At 67.4% G+C, this 17,680-nt stretch carries 15 protein-coding genes and 2 pseudogenes; 8 read left to right on the forward strand and 9 right to left on the reverse strand.

The genetic code is table 11. From position 1 onward, the window contains the following. Window positions 1–315: 315 nt before the first annotated feature. Window positions 316–1,299 (reverse strand): bile acid:sodium symporter family protein, encoded by a 984-nt coding sequence (locus QP415_RS09995; protein ID WP_016460576.1) that lies wholly within the window; start codon window positions 1,297–1,299, stop codon window positions 316–318. A 246-nt stretch (window positions 1,300–1,545) separates the two neighbouring features. Here QP415_RS09995 and QP415_RS10000 point away from each other — a divergent pair, with 246 nt between their 5' ends. Beyond that, complete coding sequence (locus tag QP415_RS10000; RefSeq protein WP_285099912.1) at window positions 1,546–2,328, forward strand: YwiC-like family protein; 783 nt, start codon at window positions 1,546–1,548, stop codon at window positions 2,326–2,328. A gap of 66 nt (window positions 2,329–2,394) precedes the next feature. On the opposite strand, the gene hisC is transcribed toward QP415_RS10000, so the two are convergent. Further along, window positions 2,395–3,459 carry a histidinol-phosphate transaminase gene (gene hisC / locus QP415_RS10005; RefSeq protein ID WP_285099914.1) on the reverse strand — a complete coding sequence of 355 codons (1,065 nt, stop codon included), beginning with the start codon at window positions 3,457–3,459 and terminating at the stop codon, window positions 2,395–2,397. Between the two features lie 65 nt (window positions 3,460–3,524). Between hisC and QP415_RS10010 the strand changes: the two genes are divergently transcribed. Beyond that, a complete protein-coding gene (locus QP415_RS10010; protein ID WP_048677013.1) occupies window positions 3,525–3,911 on the forward strand; it encodes a phage holin family protein in 387 nt (128 codons plus the stop codon). Between the two features lie 28 nt (window positions 3,912–3,939). Here QP415_RS10010 and QP415_RS10015 read toward each other — a convergent pair whose 3' ends face one another. Together QP415_RS10015 and QP415_RS10020 are read right to left on the reverse strand one after the other, a co-directional pair. Further along, the gene (locus QP415_RS10015; protein WP_285099915.1) at window positions 3,940–5,625 is read right to left on the reverse strand and encodes an alpha/beta hydrolase; all 1,686 of its coding nucleotides are present in this window, start codon (window positions 5,623–5,625) and stop codon (window positions 3,940–3,942) included. A 2-nt stretch (window positions 5,626–5,627) separates the two neighbouring features. Next, window positions 5,628–5,924, reverse strand: coding sequence for a hypothetical protein (locus tag QP415_RS10020; protein WP_285099916.1), 297 nt, complete (start codon window positions 5,922–5,924; stop codon window positions 5,628–5,630). A 243-nt stretch (window positions 5,925–6,167) separates the two neighbouring features. Here QP415_RS10020 and purB point away from each other — a divergent pair, with 243 nt between their 5' ends. Then, window positions 6,168–7,625 carry an adenylosuccinate lyase gene (gene purB, locus QP415_RS10025; RefSeq protein ID WP_285099917.1) on the forward strand — a complete coding sequence of 486 codons (1,458 nt, stop codon included), beginning with the start codon at window positions 6,168–6,170 and terminating at the stop codon, window positions 7,623–7,625. A gap of 97 nt (window positions 7,626–7,722) precedes the next feature. Here the strand turns inward: purB and QP415_RS10030 are convergent, their stop codons facing one another. After that, a complete protein-coding gene (locus tag QP415_RS10030; protein WP_285099918.1) occupies window positions 7,723–8,364 on the reverse strand; it encodes a pyridine nucleotide-disulfide oxidoreductase in 642 nt (213 codons plus the stop codon). Then, window positions 8,361–9,842: an alpha/beta hydrolase gene (locus QP415_RS10035; RefSeq protein ID WP_285099919.1), complete on the reverse strand. Its 1,482-nt coding sequence runs from the start codon at window positions 9,840–9,842 to the stop codon at window positions 8,361–8,363. Before QP415_RS10035 ends, QP415_RS10030 begins: the two co-directional genes overlap by 4 nt. A gap of 418 nt (window positions 9,843–10,260) precedes the next feature. On the opposite strand from QP415_RS10035, the gene QP415_RS10040 reads away from it, so the two are divergent. Both QP415_RS10040 and QP415_RS10045 read left to right on the forward strand, forming a co-directional pair. Further along, window positions 10,261–12,285, forward strand: coding sequence for a copper-translocating P-type ATPase (locus QP415_RS10040; protein ID WP_306559682.1), 2,025 nt, complete (start codon window positions 10,261–10,263; stop codon window positions 12,283–12,285). 30 nt (window positions 12,286–12,315) lie between these two features. Then, window positions 12,316–12,546, forward strand: a pseudogene (locus QP415_RS10045) (DUF305 domain-containing protein); the annotation flags it as partial. 9 nt (window positions 12,547–12,555) lie between these two features. Here the strand turns inward: QP415_RS10045 and QP415_RS10050 are convergent. Beyond that, complete coding sequence (locus QP415_RS10050; protein ID WP_285099921.1) at window positions 12,556–12,771, reverse strand: IS3 family transposase; 216 nt, start codon at window positions 12,769–12,771, stop codon at window positions 12,556–12,558. On the opposite strand from QP415_RS10050, the gene QP415_RS10055 reads away from it, so the two are divergent. The 3 genes from QP415_RS10055 to QP415_RS10065 all read left to right on the forward strand — a co-directional run bounded on the left by QP415_RS10055 (window position 12,730) and on the right by QP415_RS10065 (window position 15,940). Beyond that, entirely contained in the window at window positions 12,730–13,020 is a 291-nt protein-coding gene (locus tag QP415_RS10055; protein ID WP_009054594.1) for a metal-sensitive transcriptional regulator, read from the forward strand. The two genes, QP415_RS10050 and QP415_RS10055, sit on opposite strands and share 42 nt — an antisense overlap. Window positions 13,021–13,035: 15 nt before the next feature. Continuing rightward, window positions 13,036–13,281 carry a heavy-metal-associated domain-containing protein gene (locus QP415_RS10060; RefSeq protein ID WP_009054619.1) on the forward strand — a complete coding sequence of 82 codons (246 nt, stop codon included), beginning with the start codon at window positions 13,036–13,038 and terminating at the stop codon, window positions 13,279–13,281. Window positions 13,282–13,366: 85 nt separating this feature from the next. After that, window positions 13,367–15,940, forward strand: a complete 2,574-nt coding sequence (locus tag QP415_RS10065; protein ID WP_285099922.1) for a heavy metal translocating P-type ATPase — start codon at window positions 13,367–13,369, stop codon at window positions 15,938–15,940. A gap of 134 nt (window positions 15,941–16,074) precedes the next feature. On the opposite strand, the gene QP415_RS10070 is transcribed toward QP415_RS10065, so the two are convergent. Together QP415_RS10070 and QP415_RS10075 are read right to left on the reverse strand one after the other, a co-directional pair. After that, on the reverse strand, window positions 16,075–17,289 hold the full coding sequence (locus tag QP415_RS10070) for a S8 family peptidase (protein WP_285099923.1): 1,215 nt from the start codon (window positions 17,287–17,289) through the stop codon (window positions 16,075–16,077). Between the two features lie 4 nt (window positions 17,290–17,293). Then, window positions 17,294–17,680 (reverse strand): annotated as a pseudogene (locus QP415_RS10075) (alkaline protease); the annotation flags it as partial.

Below are 17,680 nucleotides of genomic sequence, written 5' to 3' on the forward strand. Positions count from 1 at the left end.
TGGGCACGCACGAGGAGTGGGCCGCCCCGGTGGGCACGCACGAGGAGTGGGCCGCCCCGGTGGGCACGCACGAGGAGTGGGCCGCCCCGGTGGGCACGCACGAGGAGGGGGCCGCCCCGGCGAAAACGCGCGAGGAGGGGGACAACACCGCGAACACACGAGGGCCGCGCTCACACGAGCAACATGCGCACACGAGTAACGCGCTCGCAGGACGCGGAAGGGGGCGGCCCCAACGGGCCGCCCCCCCTCTCGCTATCTACTCAGTCAAGAACCGGAACTGGGGATGAGTGCTCGCCCCGCCCCGGCCTCGTCGATTCAGGCCGCTCCGCCGTTCTTCCAGCGACGGAAGAACATCGCCAGCAGCGCGCCGGAGAGGTTGTGCCACACGGAGAACACGGCTGCCGGGAGCGCAGTCTCCGGGGTGGAGGCGAAGTGGGTCTTTGCCAGCGTCGCGGCCAGCGCCGAGTTCTGCATGCCGACCTCGATCGCGGTCGTGCGCGCAGCCTTGTCGGAGCCGCGGCCGACGCGTCCGGCCAGATAGCCGAAGAGGTAGCCGAGCAGGTTGTGGCAGATGACCACGGCGATGATGAGGGCGCCGGACGTCAGGATCTTGTCGACGGAACCCGACACGACGACCAGGAGCACGTAGCAGATGCCCAGCACGGAGATCCAGGGCAGGATCGGCAGGATCTTCTCCACGAGCTTGCCCGCAACGAAGCGCACGATAAAGCCACCCAGGACGGGGGCGAGGACCATCAGGAGGATGTTCTTCGCCATGGCCGCACCATCAACCGGCATACGCGAACCCACCAGCCAGGCGGTGAGCAGCGGCGTCATGAGGGGCGCGAGCAGCGTCGAGATCGAGGTCATGGTGACCGATAGGGCGACGTCCGCCTTCGCCAGGTAGGAGATCACGTTCGAGGCCGTGCCACCGGGCGCGCAGCCGACGAGGATGACGCCGACGGCGACCGCGTCGGGGAGGCGGAACACGTAGCACAGGGCCCAACCGACGAGGGGCATGATCAGGTACTGGGCGACGACGCCCACGAGCACGGGCAGAGGACGCTTGACGATGAGTCCGAAGTCGGGCAGCGTGAGGGTCAGGCCCATGCCGAACATGATGACGCCGAGCGCCCAGTTCACGCCGGGGGCCAGCGGCTTGAAGGTGGCGGGCGTGATCATTGCGATCGCGAAGGCCGCCAGGATCAGCAGCGGGAAGACCGTGACGGCGATGCGCGCACTGCGGTCCTCGGAGGACAGGGTCGGAGATTGAGTTGTGACTGCGTCTGATGTGGACATGCCCCCCATATTTCACCGATTGTTGAAATTTTCCCTTCCCCATCTCACGTTGTGATCAGCTCAGTATTGAGCCTCACAAGACCACTTCACTAAGCTAAGGCTATGCACAGTGCAGCGCCGCAGACTCAGAGACCGCCCGAACGCACCGGGGGTGATGGTTCCGCACACGCCCCAGGGACCGCCACCGACCGCGCACCGGCGCGTCCCCAGGGGCGCCCGAAGCCGCGCCACCACAACAACCCCCACATGCGTAAGCTCGCCCGCGACGGCTGGATCTCCGATCAGCACGGCGCGTGGACGATGATGGCTTTCCCGCCGCTGCTCGGGTGGGCGCTGTCCTACTCCTTCTCGTGGACGGTCGTGCTCATGCTGGTGGCGTGGGCGATGGCGTTCCAGATGTTTTCGGCCGTGTGCTTGTGGGTGAAGACGCCCGCGAAGCGCCGCGCTCGAATTGCTCCCGCGGTCATCACCTACGCCGTCCTCGCGGCGCTCCCCGGCGCCACCCTGCTGGCGGTGCGTCCGCAGCTGCTGTGGTGGGCGATCGCTTTCGCACCCCTGGCCTCGTCGGCGCTCTACCTTGTGTGGAAGGGCCGCGAGCGCTCCCTGGGGGCTCGCGCGGCGTCGATTCTGGCGGGTAACATCATGGGTCCCGTGGCGTTCTCGCTGGCGGTTGCGGATGGTTCTCCGGCCGCGGTGTCGATCCACGCGTGGGCGACGTGCGCCGCGTTCGGTCTGCACTACATCGGCACGGTTCCGCTGGTGCGTTCGATGATCCGGGGACGCAGGGATCCGCGCTGGGCGGTGGGTTCGACGCTGCTGCACGCGGCGTTCACCCTGGGCGCGGCCGCGGCGTGGTGGTTCGGAGCGCTCACGATCTGGCCGGTCCTCATGTGGGCGTTGCTGACGGCCCGCGCGTGGGTGATGCCGACGATCAGCCGGAAGCGGGCGCGCCCGATCTCGCCCAAGCTGATCGGCTATAGCGAGCTCGGTTGGTCGCTGCTCCTGATCGTCTCCCTGTTGATCCCGTAATCACCGCGCTGCGGCGGGTGTATGGGCGCGTCCGATTCGTCGGGCGCGCCCATTCGCACACGGCCCCTACGCGCCGATGCCCGAGGTGCGCGCAAATTCGGTGGCGATGGACAGGAAGAGGTCGTTCTGCTCGCGCGAGCCAACCGAGACGCGCACGCCCACGCTGAAGGGGCGCACGATGAGGCCCACGCGCGCGCACGCTTCGACGAGGCCGTAGACGTCTCCTCGGATCAGGTAGAAGTTCGACTGGCTGTCGGGGATGTCGTATCCGAGGCCGCGCAGCGCCGGTATGATGCGCTCGCGTTCGGCGATGATCTCGGCGACTGCGCGCGCCACGCCCTCGGAGTCCTTCAGGGAGGCGAGGGCCGCGGCGAGCGCGAGGGAGTTGACGCCGAAGGGCACGAGGAGGGCCTGGATCGCGCCGATCACCTTGGCCTCGCCGATGGCGTAGCCGACGCGCACACCCGCGAGGGCGTGGGCCTTGGAGAAGGTGCGCATGACGATGACGTTGGGGTGCTCCTCGATGAGGGGAACCGCGGTGCGTACGCCGGGCTTGGTCGCGAAGTCGATGTAGGCCTCGTCGACGATGATCATGACGTCGTCGGGGACGTCGGCGACGAACGCGGCGATTTCCTCGTAGGTGAGGGCGGGACCCGTCGGGTTGTTGGGCGAGCAGACGATGACGGCGACGGTGTCGGACGTGATCGCGGCGCGCATGGCGTCCAGGTCGTGGGTGCCGTCGGGGAGGAGCTCCACGGGCACGGGGTCGCCGCCCACGGAGGGAACGGCGATCGGGTAGGACTCGAAGGAGCGCCAGGGGTAGATGACCTGTGTGCCGGGCTGGCAGACGGCGGAGAGGGCGGCGACGAGGATCGCCGAGGAGCCGGTGCCCACGCACACCTGGTCGGCGCCGACACCAAAGCGCTTCGCGAGGGCTTCGCGCAGGGGCGCGGCCGTCAGGTCGGGGTAGCGGTTGATCGTCTCGAGTTCGCGGGCGATCGCTTCGAGCACGGCGGGGCTGGGAGGCGTCGGCATTTCGTTCGAGGAGATCTTGACGGCGCCGGGGGCCGTCATGCTCGGCACGTAGCGGGGCAGGGCGGCGACGGCGGGACGAATGCGCAGGTTGGTCATGTGTGTAGTCCTATCCCATGGAATTGGCACGTGCAAGCATCGTCCCACTGCGCAAGAATGAAGCAATGGATTTCATTGCACGTCTTTTAGCCACGATGGCCGGACTGTGGGTCACGGTCCACGTGGTTCCGTCGATTTCGATCGAGGCGTCGTCGGCCTCGCAGACGGTGATCGTCTTTGCGGTCGTCGCCTTGGTGTTCACGGCGGTGAACTCGATCATTAAGCCTGTTGTGAAGACACTGGCATTCCCCCTGTATGTGCTGACGTTTGGCCTGTTTGCCCTGGTGACGAACTCGCTGCTGTTTGCGCTGACGGGCTGGCTGTCCACGTCGCTTGGATTCCCTATGACGACGGGTGGTTTCTTGTCGTGCCTGGCGGGCGCGGTTATCACCTCCGTGGTGTCCTCGATCGTCTCGGGCCTGCTACGCGATAAGAAGGACGAGCGCGACTGATCCGCTCTGCCCCCTTTCTCGAGGCGTGTCACCCCTGGGTGATGCGCCTCGTTTGGTAGTGGTGGATGGTGGTCTGGGTGCCCGGGGTGAGGCCGAGGGCCTGGGTGCGGCGGGCCTCGGCGGCCGCCAGTGCGCCGAGGCCGGGGTCGGACGAGGCCCGGGCGGCGTTCAGGGTGCTCCTGATTTCGTCGACGTACAGGGGCGCGCTGTGCGAGCAGGGCACGGGGTCATCGGCGTGGCACGTGGCCTCGTAGTCGTGGAACATGACGGTCGTGACGTTGTCCCCGCTCGTGGCGTTGCCGTCCAAGCCGGGGACGATGTCGCCGGAGTTTTCGTAGGCGAGGACGGGCACGTCGCTAGGCGCGATTGTCGCGGTGGGTGAGCCGGCGGTGACGACGGAGACAACGTTGTAGCGTGCGCGCACGCAAGGGTCTGCGGCCATTTGGGCCGCCATGATTCCTCCCTGGGAGTGTCCGGCAAATTCGACGGCCTCGCCCGGGGCGATGCCTGCCGCGTTCATGGCCTCTTTAATGGCGTCGAGCTGGTCCGAGTTCATGCCGGCGACGCCCTGCAGGTTAGTGGTCATGTCCTGGGGACCCGACTGCCCAATGGCGAAGGATTGGGTGCCTCGGATGTCGACGGTCCACGAGCGCGTCGTCGCCCCGTCCTCCCCCACCGTTACGTGTTCCTCGATGGCAATCTCGCCGTTGTCGGCGTCTCCCCCGTGCATCTCGGTGATGTGCTCGATGGCATCCGCGCTGGTGGTGACGCCTTCGTAGTGGGTGTCGGGGGCGGCCTCGGGCATGGCCGCGAGCGCGGATCGGCTGCGCGCGTCGAGGACGTTTGAAGGAATGCGGGATCCGAGGCCGTTGGTGCGCACGCGGGTGTCCCCGTCCGCGCCTCGGACGATGATCCCGCAGCTGAGGCCGTGGCCGAGACGGAGGTCGGCGCATCCCAGGTAGGCGAACAGGGGTGCAACCAGCGCGGCGACGCCGGACGCGGATTGGGTGGACGTCGAGTTCAGGTCCTGGCTCACTCCCAGCCCGGCCAGTGACTGCGCGACGCCTCGGAACGCAGGAAGGGAGTTGACGTCCAGGGCGAACCTGCCAAGGTCGCGTTGGAAGCGCGCGCCCGACGCCTCGTCCACGTGGTACTTGAAGAGCAGCCCGTCGATCACGGTGTCGCACAGGTCTTTTTCCGCGACTAACGATGAAAGACCGGGCATGAGGAGGGTGGGCAGCCACGGCGCACCGGCGCGCGCGGAGGCGTCTTGCGCGCCGTGAACGAGCGCCGAGGCTCCGGTGAGCACGAGGCCGGCGGGCCCCATGACCATTGGGCCGAGGCCCTGCGCGCTCAGCTGCGGTCCCATCGGGCTGCCGGGCACGAGCTCCCACAGGGATGAGCCGTTCTCAGCGTTCGCGTATGTGAGGGCGGTGTCCTGCAGCTTCCACCGCAGGGAGTCGATCTCGGTCTCGAGCGAGTTGAGGGCGGACAGGGCGCCCGTGATCGCGGACGCGAGGCGCGCGGAGGCCTCGGGGATGAGCCCGGATACCGCGTCCGCCTCACCGAGGGCGGCGTCGAGCGCGAGCCTGGCGGGCACGATCGAGAGCGCCTCCTCGCCGCTGATAAGGGTGTGCGCGGCACATAGTTCGTCGACGTCGACGCGAAATGCTCCCGAGTTGACGGTGACGTCGCGGCGCGGGTCGAATGCCATGGTCACCACGCTCCCAGCATGACAAGTTCGGGCTGGGAGATGGAAGCGTCGGCGAGCGCGCTGGCGAGGGCTCGGTTGCGTTCCTCGTCGAAGGAGGGGACGAGGTCGAGGGCGGCCTGGATCTGGTCGAGGACTCCCTGAACGCTCGCGATCACCTCGCCGTGTCGGCTGCGGTAGGAGTCTCCCGCGACCCCGACCCACTGTGGGCACGTGGCACCCGCGAGCGCCCCACGCAGGCTATCGACGAGGCCGTGGGCTGCGTGCAGGGACAGGCTGGGGCTGAGGGGATCGGGGATCATGGTCGGCTCCCATCGTTGGAAGAATCGTTGCTTGTCCTTGCACGCTACGCCTGCGCGCTCCCCCACCACCACTCGCACGGCGACCCCTGTGGATAACTTCCCGGCGCTGCCAACCCCTGTGGACGACACGCCCGGGGCCGTCACGCGCCCGCCCGCCCACCCCCGGCCTCGTCGTTACCCATGCCACGAACCGCCGCGCGGACTCGGCATCCCGAAGGCCCCTCGTTCTGGGAAGATAGGGGTATGAGCGACACGATGACACTGTTCTCCACTGCCCACGGCTATTCGGACCTGGCGGGCGGGGGTGAACCGCTCAGCCCGCTGGACGGCCGCTACCGCGCGGTGGCCTCGCCCCTGGCGAACTACCTGTCCGAGGCGGGCCTGAACCGCGCGCGCGTCCACGTCGAGATCGAGTGGCTGATTTTCCTGCTCGACAATTCGGTCCTGCCGGGCGCCCCGACGCTGACGGACGCGGAGCGCGATTACCTGCGCGCGCTCCCCCGCGATTTCGGCGCCGAGCACATCCAGCGCCTGGGCGAGTTCGAGGCGGTTACCCGCCACGACGTCAAGGCCGTCGAGTACCTGATCGGCGAATACCTCGAGGCTGCCTCCGACAAGCTGGGTGAGGGCACGAATCTGCCGTCCCTGCGCGAGGTCGTCCACATCTTCTGCACCTCCGAGGACATCAACAACCTGGCGTACGCGCTGACGATCAAGGCGGCGACCGAGCAGGTGTGGCTGCCGTCGATCCGCGCGCTCCTGGATCGCCTGCGTGGCCTCGCCGAGGCCGGGGCGGCGGTCCCGATGCTCGCGCACACGCACGGACAGCCGGCGACGCCGGTGACGATCGGCAAGGAGATGGCTGTGTTCGCGCACCGCCTGTCCCGCCAGATCAAGCGCGTCGAGGCCACGGAGTACCTGGGCAAGATCAACGGCGCGACGGGCACGTGGGCCGCGCACGTCGTGTCGGTGCCGGGCGCGGATTGGCCGACGCTGGCTCGCTCTTTCGTGGAGGGCCTGGGCCTGACGTGGAACCCGCTGACCACGCAGATCGAGTCGCACGACTGGCAGGCCGAGCTGTACGCGGACGTGGCGCGCGCGGGCCGCATCGCCCACAACCTGGCGACGGACGCGTGGACGTACATTTCGATGGATTACTTCCACCAGAACCTGGCGGCACAGGGCTCGACGGGCTCGTCGACGATGCCGCACAAGGTCAACCCGATCCGCTTCGAGAACGCGGAGGCGAACCTGGAGGTGTCGAACGCGCTGCTGGATTCGCTGGCGTCGACGCTGGTGACCAGCCGCATGCAGCGCGACCTGACGGATTCGACGACGCAGCGCAACGTGGGCGTCGCGTTCGGTCACGCGGTGCTGGCCTACGACAACCTGGTGCGTGGCCTGGATGGCATCGAGATTAACGCGGCTCGCATGGCGCAGGATTTGGACGCGAATTGGGCGGTGCTCGGCGAGGCCGTCCAGCAGGCGATGCGCGCCGCCGCGATCGCGGGCGCGACCGGCATGGCGAACCCGTACGAGCGCCTCAAGGAGCTGACGCGCGGCCACGAGGTGGGTGAGCGCGACATGCGTGAGTTCATCGCGGGCCTGGGTCTGCCGGCCGAGGTGGAGGAGCGCCTCCTGGCGCTGACCCCCGCAACCTACGTCGGCTTGTCCGAGCGCTTGGCGCGCTGGGAGGCCTGAGCTCTATTCGCGAAGGGCGGCGGGTGCGCGGGTTTCGCGCCTCGCCGCCCTTTGCCGTTTCTGCCCTGGATCGACGAGGCCGACTCTCAGCTGCCGGTCACGGCCTCCACGTGGGGTCGCAGTCGGGAGCGCCGTAGCGGTCGTAGAGTTCGTCGGGGCGCGCGATCTCGTCTGCGAAGCCGAGGGCGCTCATGTCGACAACCGTGTCGGTCTGCGCGCCGGGGGCCTCGAGGTCGCCGGCCTCGTCGTGGGCGAGGAGGACGCGGGCACGCACGCTGACGGGCGCCATTTCATCGTTGTTCCAGGTCACGCGGGTGATCGCGTCGAGGGCGCGCGTGGCGACCTCGCGCTGCGACAGAACATCGGCAGCAGACACGACGACGTCGATGGACACGAGGGAGGGACGACCAAAGCCCTCGCCGACCTCGACGTGGACGACGCGGCGCGGCGCGCGGGCCTCACCCGCACCAGCCTCGTGCGCACGCACAGGGAAACCCGACTCAAGAGCGGCGGTCACGAGGTCGACGAAGCGCTGGGTGCGACCAGTGCCGCGCGTGGAGGACAGGGCGCGCCACGCGATGCCCGCACCCAGGGCGCCCACGCCGAGCGCGCCGATCATGAGGGGCCCGGCAATCTGCGGGAGCCGTCCGCGCAGGCCGGAGGAGGCGGCCTTGTTGACGGGGGTCGAGACGCGCATCCATCGGCGCACCTCGCGCAGCGGGGCGTTGGGGTCGGTCATGACCTGTCCTTTCTGAGGGAGGAGAGGGCGGAGGAGAGGCGCGCGGGAATACTCGCGCGGCGCCTGGCTCGGGCGATGCGCGGCAGGCGGGGGGCCGTGGCCGCGTAGTCGATGTGGTAGGTGGCAGGTTCGTAGGAGCTGGCTCGTTCGAGCGCGGCGACCGTGTCCCACGTGCCTTCGGCGGTGGGGGTGAGGATGTCCTGCCAGATCTCAAAGTGCATGACGCGCGTGGCCTCGCCCGGAGCGGGCAGGAAATCCTGCAGGGCCGCCATCGACGAGGCCAGCCGACCCCACGGGGTCACGCGGACCTTGCGCTCGAGGAGGCGCACGGTTTCCGTGTAGGTGGAGGAGGAGTGCGCGTAGTAGAGGGGGCGGGTACGAGGCCTCACGAGGCTACGTCCGACGGTGACGCGCCGATCGGGGGCGCGGTCGGGCGAGCCGTCGAGGCTCGGCATGACGTCTTGGTCGTGGGTGACGGCGACGGTCACCACGTCGGGGCGCACGCGGATGCGCCGGTTGGGGCCGCCCGTGGAGAGGATTCCGGCGATGTTGATCCCGGCCTCGTCGGGCGGGACAGAGGCGAGGGCGGCGGCAACGATCCCGCCCTGGGAGTGGCCGCAGATGAGGACGGGTTCGCGCGTCCACTGCTCGGCGGGCACGCCGTCGCGTTCCATGGCGGCGTGGAGGGCGCGCACGACGCCGACGCTCATCGCACTTTCGAGGCCGAGCATGAGGCGGATGTTTGTCTCGACGTCGGCCGGATTATTCGTCGAGCGCCAGGTCATGGATTCGGTGCCGACCAGGGAGAGGAGCCAGCGGCGCGCCTCGCCTGCGCCGACGCGGGTGATTTTGACGGCGGGGCCGATGGTGCGCGACCAGTAGAGCTCGTCGATGTCGGCGCACATGTCGGAGAGCTGTTCGGGCGCGTCGACGCGGCGGATTTGGGCTTCGGGGTGGCCGGGGAGCGGGTCTTGAAAAGCGGGGTCGGCGTCGGAGTCGCGCAGCAGGGCGACGTGGACCTCGCCGCCGCGCAGCGCGCCCACGGCGGTGCCGATCGTCAGCATGCCGGTCATGAGGGCGTCGTATCCGCGCCTGGGGATGAGGGGCAGCATGCGGGCCATGCGCCCGTCCTTGTCCGCGCCGAGCGCGACGACCGCTCGCGCCCACGCGCGCCCCACGGTCGCGGTGCGCCGAGCGACGTGCGAGAAGGAGCGGATGAGGAGGGTGTCGAGGCCAGGGGTATCAAAGAAGATTCGCTGCGATTTTTCGCTGATGGCGGTACCCATGTCGTCAGAGAGGGTACGTGCGCGGGTGCGAACGTCCTGCGGCAGGGCGGAGATGTCCGCGAGGGCACCGACGGCGACCGTGGCCGCGAGGGCGGGGACGATGGGCGCGACTTTGAGGCGCAGGTAGAGGCCGGGGTAGGCCTGGGGGACACGGCGGATTGCGCGGTAGCGCCGACGCGGGCGTCGCTTCATGTCCCCTCCTTACCTGTGTGCTGCCTCCACCCTAAGCGGGCTCGGGCCGGTGCGCGCCTCATTGGGGGATGCGTGTCGCCACCCCCACAGCGCTCGTTGACGACACCCCTTGACACCCATACCCCCTAGGGGTATCGTCTACATCATCTTATCCTGATCGTTTTTACCCATCATCTCGACCCCGACCGGGTTGAGCGAAAGGAACGTCATGAGCACTCCCCACCATTCCGGTGATCACCATGGTGATCACCCCGCTCCGGAAACAGACCACACCCACCACCCGGATCATGCCAGGCACGAACATCACGCAGATGCCGACACCCACGGCCAGGCGATGCACCACGGTCACCCGCACTCCGTCCTGGACGAAGACCACCAGGTTCATGGTCACGGCGAACACGCCGGGCACAGCACCGCAATGTTTCGGGAACGCTTCTGGTGGTCACTGATTCTGTCCATTCCCGTCGTTATTTTCAGCCCCATGGTCGCCCACCTGCTCGGCTACCCCCTCCCGGCATTCCCCGGATCCACCTGGATTCCCCCGGTACTGGACACGATTATCTTCGTCTACGGCGGAACGCCTTTCCTCAAGGGCGGATGGAAGGAAGTGAAATCCCGCCAACCCGGGATGATGCTCCTGATTGCCATGGCCATCACAGTGGCGTTTGTCGCCTCCTGGGTCACCACTCTGGGGCTGGGCGGTTTTGACCTGGACTTCTGGTGGGAGCTGGCCCTGCTGGTGACCATCATGCTGCTGGGCCACTGGCTGGAGATGCGCGCTCTCGGGGGTGCATCCTCCGCGCTTGACGCGCTGGCTGCCCTGCTGCCGGATGAGGCCGAGAAAGTCATCGATGGGACCACCCGCACCGTGGACATCTCCGAGCTGGTCGTCGGCGACGTCGTGCTGGTGAGGGCCGGTGCCCGGGTGCCGACCGACGGAACCATCCTCGACGGAGCCGCCGAATTCGATGAGGGGATGATTACCGGCGAATCCCGTCCCGTCTTCCGCGACACCGGTGACAGGGTGGTCGCCGGTACCGTGGCCACCGACAACACCGTCCGCGTCCGGGTGGAGGCTACCGGCGGGGACACCGCCTTGGCCGGGATCCAACGCATGGTTGCCGACGCACAGGAGTCCTCCTCCCGGGCCCAGGCCCTGGCGGATCGGGCGGCGGCGTTGTTGTTCTGGTTCGCGCTGATCTCTGCTCTGATCACCGCGGTGGTGTGGACCGCCATCGGCAGCCCGGACGATGCCGTGGTGCGCACGGTCACGGTGCTGGTCATCGCCTGCCCGCACGCCTTGGGCCTGGCGATTCCGCTGGTCATTGCGATCTCCACCGAGCGGGCCGCGAAATCCGGGGTGCTCATCAAGGACCGGATGGCGCTCGAGCGGATGCGCACCATCGACGTGGTGCTCTTCGATAAAACCGGCACCCTGACCGAGGGCGCGCACGCGGTCACCGGTGTCGCGGCAACTGTCGGCGTCACCGAGGGCGAGCTGCTAGCCCTGGCCGCCGCCGCGGAGGCCGACAGCGAGCACCCCGTGGCCCGCGCCATCGTGGCGGCCGCGGCCGCCCATCCCGAGGCCTCTCGTCGGCAAATCCGTGCAACTGGTTTCAGCGCCGCCTCCGGCCGGGGGGTCCGGGCCACTGTCGATGGCGCTGAGATCCTCGTGGGCGGGCCGAACATGCTGCGCGAGTTCAACCTCACCACCCCGGCCGAGCTCACCGACACCACCAGCGCCTGGACCGGGCGTGGGGCCGGTGTGCTCCATATTGTCCGCGACGGTCAGATTATCGGTGCGGTGGCCGTCGAGGACAAGATCCGCCCCGAATCCCGCGCAGCTGTGAAAGCCCTGCAGGACCGCGGGGTGAAGGTCGCGATGATTACCGGTGACGCGCAGCAGGTGGCCCGTGCGGTTGGCCAGGACCTGGGGATCGATGAGGTCTTCGCCGAGGTCCTGCCCCAGGACAAGGACACCAAGGTCACCCAGTTACAGGAGCGTGGCCTGAGCGTGGCCATGGTCGGCGACGGTGTCAACGACGCCCCGGCCCTGGCCCGCGCCGAGGTCGGCATCGCCATCGGGGCCGGCACGGATGTGGCAATGGAATCCGCCGGAGTGGTCCTGGCCAGTGACGATCCCCGGGCAATATTGTCGATGATTGAGCTCTCGCAGGCCAGCTACCGCAAGATGATCCAGAACCTCATCTGGGCGTCCGGTTACAACATCTTGTCCGTGCCCCTGGCCGCCGGCGTGCTCGCTTCTAGCGGCATTCTGCTTCCCCCGGCTGCTGCTGCGGTGTTGATGTCGCTGTCGACGATTGTGGTGGCGCTTAACGCTCAGCTGCTGCGCCGGATTGATCTGGACCCGGCCCACCTGGCTCCCACCAGTCCGAAGGAGGAACACGCCACGCCTACTCCGGCATCCACCGCCGTCCACTGATCCACCACCTCGGCCACCAGCACTGCGACGACTACCGCTGAGACGACCGAGACCACCATGGCGACGACTGAGGCGGACGGGGAGATCTCCGCCGATGACAACGACGCGGACATCATGTTTGCCCTGATGATGATCCCCCATCACCAGCAGGCCGTGGAGATGAGTGAGATGCTCCTGGCCAAGGAGGGTATCCCCGCCCAGGTCGTGGAGTTTGCCCAGGGGGTTATTGTGAACTGCGCCTCGAAACTTGGACGCGTCTAATGGTAGCCGTTATGCGGCTTCCTGTAGGGCCTGATCCCGGTATTCTGCCGGGGTCAGGCCCTTGAGCTTTACTTGGCGTCGTGTTGTGTTCCAGTGCGTGATGTAGGCGTCGAGGTCGGCTTTGAAGCGCTCGTTGACGACACCCCCTTGACACCCATACCCCCTAGAGGTATCCTCAGTTCCATGAGCAACGAACACGGCTACCACGGCAACACCGAGAATCATCTCGCGCGCCTGCGCCGCATCGAGGGCCAGGTCCGCGGCCTGCAGCGCATGATCTCGCAGGGCGACTACTGCATCGACATCCTCACGCAGGTCTCGGCCGTCCAGTCCGCGCTCGACTCCGTTGCAGTCAACCTGCTCAAAGACCACATGAATCACTGCGTCGTCACGGCGGCGCGCGAATCCGACGAGGCCGCGCAGGCCAAAGTCGACGAGGCGGCCGCGGCCATCGCGCGCCTCATCAAGTCCTAATTTCAAGGAGACATCATGACCACCGAGATCGATCGCACCATTGAGCTGTCCGTCGACGGCATGACCTGCGGTCACTGCGTGATGAGCGTCAGCGAAGAGCTGAGCGAGATCCCCGGCGTGAAGAACGTCGACGTGATCCTCAACTCGGGCGCCACCTCCAAGGTGACGGTCCTAACCGACACCCCCCTGGATGACGCGGCGCTGAGCGATGCAGTGTCCGAGGCCGGCTTCAAGCTGGTCGGCATCTCGCGCGACTTCTGAGGTTTTCCACGCCTCACCGACGAGGCCGGGGCACCTTCCCCGGCCTCGTTTCCTTTCGCCTGATACATACCCCCGGAGGGTACCTATGTCCACCGAATCCGTGACACCTAACGACACCGTCACCGCCCCCTCGAACGAGGTCACCCCGGCCTCGGCCCCCACCCCCCAGGTCGGCGAGGGCACCCGCGCCCACGCCGCCGACCTGCGCCGACGCCTCATCGTCTCCGCGCCACTCGGCATCCTCGCGATGCTCCTGTCGATGGTTCCCGCGTGGCAGTTCACGGGGTGGCAGTGGGTCGTCGCGGTAGCTTCGATCCCGGTCGTCACGTGGGGTGCGTGGCCCTTCCACCGGGCGGCATTCGCGGCGGGCCGTCACGGCTCGACGACGATGGATACCCTGGTCTCGCTCGGCGTCATCTCCTCGACGCTGTGGAGCTGGTGGGCGCTGCTGTGGGGCAGCGCCGGGATGCTCGGCATGCGCATGCACATGAGCCTGATCCCGCGCGCGGCGCACGCCGGCCACGCGGAGATCTATTTCGAGGGCGCGTGCATGATCGTCGTCTTCCTGCTGACAGGACGCTACCTGGAGGCGCGCGCACGCTACCGCGCGGGCGACGCGCTGCGTTCGCTGCTGAGCATGGGCGCGAAGGAGGCGACGCTCGTGCGCATCGACCCCGAGACGGGTGAGCGCACGGAGAGCGTCGTTCCCGCCTCGTCCCTGCAGGTCGGCGACCTCTTCGCGGTGCGCCCGGGCGAGAAGGTAGCAACCGACGGCATCATCGTCGAGGGCTCCTCCGCCCTGGACACCTCGCTCCTGACGGGCGAGTCCGTGCCCGTGGACGCCGCCCCCGGCGACGCAGTGACGGGCGCGACCGTCAACACGTGGGGATCCCTGCTGGTGCGCGCCACGCGCGTCGGCTCGGACACGACGCTCGCGCAGATCGGACGCATGGTCGCCGAGGCCCAGGCCGGCAAGGCCCCCGTCCAGCGCCTCGCGGACCAGATCTCCGGCGTGTTCGTCCCCATCGTCATCGCAGTCTCCCTGCTGACGCTGATTGGCTGGCTCCTCGCGGGCGGCAGCGTGCAGGCGGCGTTCACGGCGGCCGTCGCCGTCCTGGTCGTGGCGTGCCCGTGCGCGCTCGGCCTGGCCACACCCACCGCGATCCTCGTCGGATCGGGACGCGCCTCGCAGCTCGGCATCCTCATCAAGAACGCGGAAATCCTCGAGCAGACACGCTCGATCGACACGATGCTGCTGGACAAGACGGGCACGGTCACCACCGGCGTCATGTCTCTTGAGTCTGTTGCAGCTGCCTCCGCGGGCGACTCCCCTGAGGTGGACGAGGCCTCGGCTCTGTCCCTGGCCGCCTCCGTCGAGTCCCTCTCCGAGCACCCGGTCGCCCGCGCGATCACGTCGGGCGCCACGGATCGCGGCCTGTCGCTGGAGCCCGTGACGGCGTTCGCGAACCAGCCCGGACTCGGCGTCGTCGGTTTGACCGCCCGCGGCGGCGTGCTGGTCGGCCGACCGTCGTGGCTGGCTTCCCTGGGCATCGACGTGCCCGCTTCCCTCCTCGACGCCGTGCGCGAGGCCGAGGCCTCGGGCGCCTCCGCGGTCGTCGCAGCCCTCGCGCCGAACCTGGGTTCCGCAGCGTCCTCCACCCCGGAGGCAGCCGCCACGCCCGAGGCACCCGCGTCCGTCGCGCTCCCCGGCCCGGACGCCGACCTTCCCCTGGCGACGCTCACCATGAGCGTGGGCGGCATGACCTGCGCGTCCTGCGTGCGCCGCGTCGAACGCAAGCTCGGCAAGCTCGACGGCGTCAAGGCCGAGGTCAACCTGGCGACGGAATCCGCGCGCATCACGCTCACCGCCCCTCACAGCGACGAGGAGCTCGAGGCCGTCGTGAACGCGGCCGGCTACACGGGCACCATCACCTCTCGATCTGAGGCCGCGACCGCCGACGCTGCACCCGCGGCTGGCGGCAACGCGGGTGGGGATACCGGTACCCCCACCCAGCCGGGCACCACGCCGGGTGCGGGCGAGCACGTGGGGGCGCAGGCCTCGGCGCTCGTGATCCCCGAGCACGTCGAAGGCAGCGCGATCGCCGCACTGATCGTGCGCGACACGGTCAAGGAGTCCTCCGCGGATGCGATCGCTCAGCTGCGCGAGCTCGGCATCGAGCCGATCCTGCTGACCGGCGACAACGAGGCGGCGGCCCGCCACGTCGCGGATCAGGTCGGAATCGAGCGTGTCATCGCGGGCGTCCTGCCCGACGGCAAGCGCGACACCGTCGCTGACCTGCAGGCCGAGGGCCGCACGGTCGCGATGGTGGGAGACGGCGTGAACGACGCGGCCGCTCTCGCGCAGGCGAGTGCGAAGGGCCTGGGTATCGCGATGGGTTCGGGCACAGACGTGGCGATCGAGGTCGCGGACATGACGCTCATGAACTCGTCGCTGACCTCGGCGGCGACCGCGATCCGGGTGTCGCGTCGGACGCTGCGCATCATCAAGGAGAACCTGTTCTGGGCGTTCTTCTACAACGTGTTGATGGTGCCCCTCGCGATCGCGGGTCTGCTCTCCCCCATGCTGGCGAGCGCCGCCATGGCCTGTTCGTCAGTGTTCGTGGTCCTCAACTCGCTGCGCCTGCGCGCCGCGAAGTAGTCGCACACACTGAGTGCCGCGCGGCCGGGATTTCCGGCTGCGCGGCACTCGGTATCTCACGACTGATACCCGCCCTGTTTTACCCCACGAGCCTGCGGGGGCGGTAGGGAGCGTCAGGCGTCGGCGTCATCGGATCACTTCCGGTGATAGGCAGGACTCGTACCAATATGAGCGTTGGGAGCGTACTCATTGCCAGCTGCGTCTTCATCCAGCCCGCGATACACGTAACTATCATCGAATACCACATCCATGAAGGGGACGAGGCCGTCAAGGTACTGCTGGACCTCAGCCGGGGTGGGGGTGGAGCCGCCGCCCTTATCAGCCAGCGGATTCTCATCCGGATACTGGGAAGGATCACTCCCCAACAACCCGTCCAGACTCAGCGCACCGTAACCCGTGTACTGATTCCACACACCATTATTCGACCCACTACGAATCACCAACTGAAGGATCTGGTTAGGGGTGGCCTGAGGCCAACGCGAGCGCGCCAACGCAATCTGACCCGCCACAATCGGAGTCGAAATAGACGTCCCCTGCACATCCTTAATGGCGCCCGTCTCATAGTCGCGAGCCTTCACAGGCCCACCAATACCCGCGGCGACGACTCCTTGACCCCACGACGAATAACTCGCCAACTGACCACTGGCATCAATCGCAGACACACCCACAGTCCCCGACCACCAGCCATAGGACGCATCATTCTCATCCCGCGCATCATTACCCATCGGACCCACAATAATGACACCGCGGGCCATCGCCCGAGTAATCGCCCAGTTCAAGAACTCAACATCATGGTCCTTCTCCGACCGAGAAATCGAGATAATCTGCGCCCCATCATTCATCGCCATCTCAATAGCAGCAAAAGCACTACCTTTAATGCCAAAACTATCCTTCTTACACGCCTCCGACTCCTTGTCATCGACAGAAGCAGTCGAATAAGCGATAAGAGTAGCGTCAGGGGCTACGCCATAGTCTTTCGACACCAGCACCGACGCAACAGCAGTGGCATGAGTCTTCGTACTCTTAGCCGCCTCATACTCACACGGAGTCTTCACCGTAATATTGGCCCCCGCCAACTCAGGAGCACTCGTATCAACCGGCCCATCGATCATCGCGATGGTCACACCCTGACCCGTGTACCCCTTCGCACGCGCCTGATCCAGCTTGTAATACGAGAAATAATCCTGAGTCGTAATCGTATCATCAGCCCGAGCCGAAGACGGAGACACAGCCACAGCACCCACACTCAACGCAAGAGCACAGGCAGCGGTAGCGAGAACGCGCGCGGCGCGCCCCACCACACCCACAAACATGCGGGGGCGGCGAGGCACGTCAGGCGTAGGCGTCATGAGGTCACTTCCGGTGATAGGCAGGGCTGGTACCAATATGCGCGTTAACGCCTTCTCTTACGGTCGCCTCTTCATCCAGCCCGCGATACACATAACTATCATCCAATCGGATCTCTCCAATACCAACGAGGCCGTCGAGGTAGTGCTGGACCTCAGCCGGGGTGGGCATCGAGCCGCCGCCCTTATCGGCCAGCGGATTCTCATCGGGATACTGGGAAGGATCACTCCCCAACAACCCGTCCAGACTCAGTGCGCCATAACCCGTGTACTGATTCCACGCACCATTATTCGACCCACTACGAATCACCAACTGAAGAAGCTGATTAGAGGTCGCCTCGGGCCAACGCGAGCGCGCCAACGCAATCTGACCCGCCACAATCGGAGTCGAAAT

The sequence above is a fragment of the Pauljensenia sp. UMB3104 genome, from assembly GCF_030217285.1.
Classification (GTDB): domain Bacteria; phylum Actinomycetota; class Actinomycetes; order Actinomycetales; family Actinomycetaceae; genus Pauljensenia.

Coding starts and splice junctions, on each gene's coding strand:
- QP415_RS09995 (WP_016460576.1), bottom strand. CDS start 1,299: ATGTCCACATCAGACGCAGTCACAACTCAATCTCCGACCCTGTCCTCC.
- QP415_RS10000 (WP_285099912.1), top strand. CDS start 1,546: ATGCGTAAGCTCGCCCGCGACGGCTGGATCTCCGATCAGCACGGCGCG.
- hisC (WP_285099914.1), bottom strand. CDS start 3,459: ATGACCAACCTGCGCATTCGTCCCGCCGTCGCCGCCCTGCCCCGCTAC.
- QP415_RS10010 (WP_048677013.1), top strand. CDS start 3,525: ATGGATTTCATTGCACGTCTTTTAGCCACGATGGCCGGACTGTGGGTC.
- QP415_RS10015 (WP_285099915.1), bottom strand. CDS start 5,625: ATGGCATTCGACCCGCGCCGCGACGTCACCGTCAACTCGGGAGCATTT.
- QP415_RS10020 (WP_285099916.1), bottom strand. CDS start 5,924: ATGATCCCCGATCCCCTCAGCCCCAGCCTGTCCCTGCACGCAGCCCAC.
- purB (WP_285099917.1), top strand. CDS start 6,168: ATGAGCGACACGATGACACTGTTCTCCACTGCCCACGGCTATTCGGAC.
- QP415_RS10030 (WP_285099918.1), bottom strand. CDS start 8,364: ATGACCGACCCCAACGCCCCGCTGCGCGAGGTGCGCCGATGGATGCGC.
- QP415_RS10035 (WP_285099919.1), bottom strand. CDS start 9,842: ATGAAGCGACGCCCGCGTCGGCGCTACCGCGCAATCCGCCGTGTCCCC.
- QP415_RS10040 (WP_306559682.1), top strand. CDS start 10,261: ATGTTTCGGGAACGCTTCTGGTGGTCACTGATTCTGTCCATTCCCGTC.
- QP415_RS10055 (WP_009054594.1), top strand. CDS start 12,730: ATGAGCAACGAACACGGCTACCACGGCAACACCGAGAATCATCTCGCG.
- QP415_RS10050 (WP_285099921.1), bottom strand. CDS start 12,771: ATGATTCTCGGTGTTGCCGTGGTAGCCGTGTTCGTTGCTCATGGAACT.
- QP415_RS10060 (WP_009054619.1), top strand. CDS start 13,036: ATGACCACCGAGATCGATCGCACCATTGAGCTGTCCGTCGACGGCATG.
- QP415_RS10065 (WP_285099922.1), top strand. CDS start 13,367: ATGTCCACCGAATCCGTGACACCTAACGACACCGTCACCGCCCCCTCG.
- QP415_RS10070 (WP_285099923.1), bottom strand. CDS start 17,289: ATGACGCCTACGCCTGACGTGCCTCGCCGCCCCCGCATGTTTGTGGGT.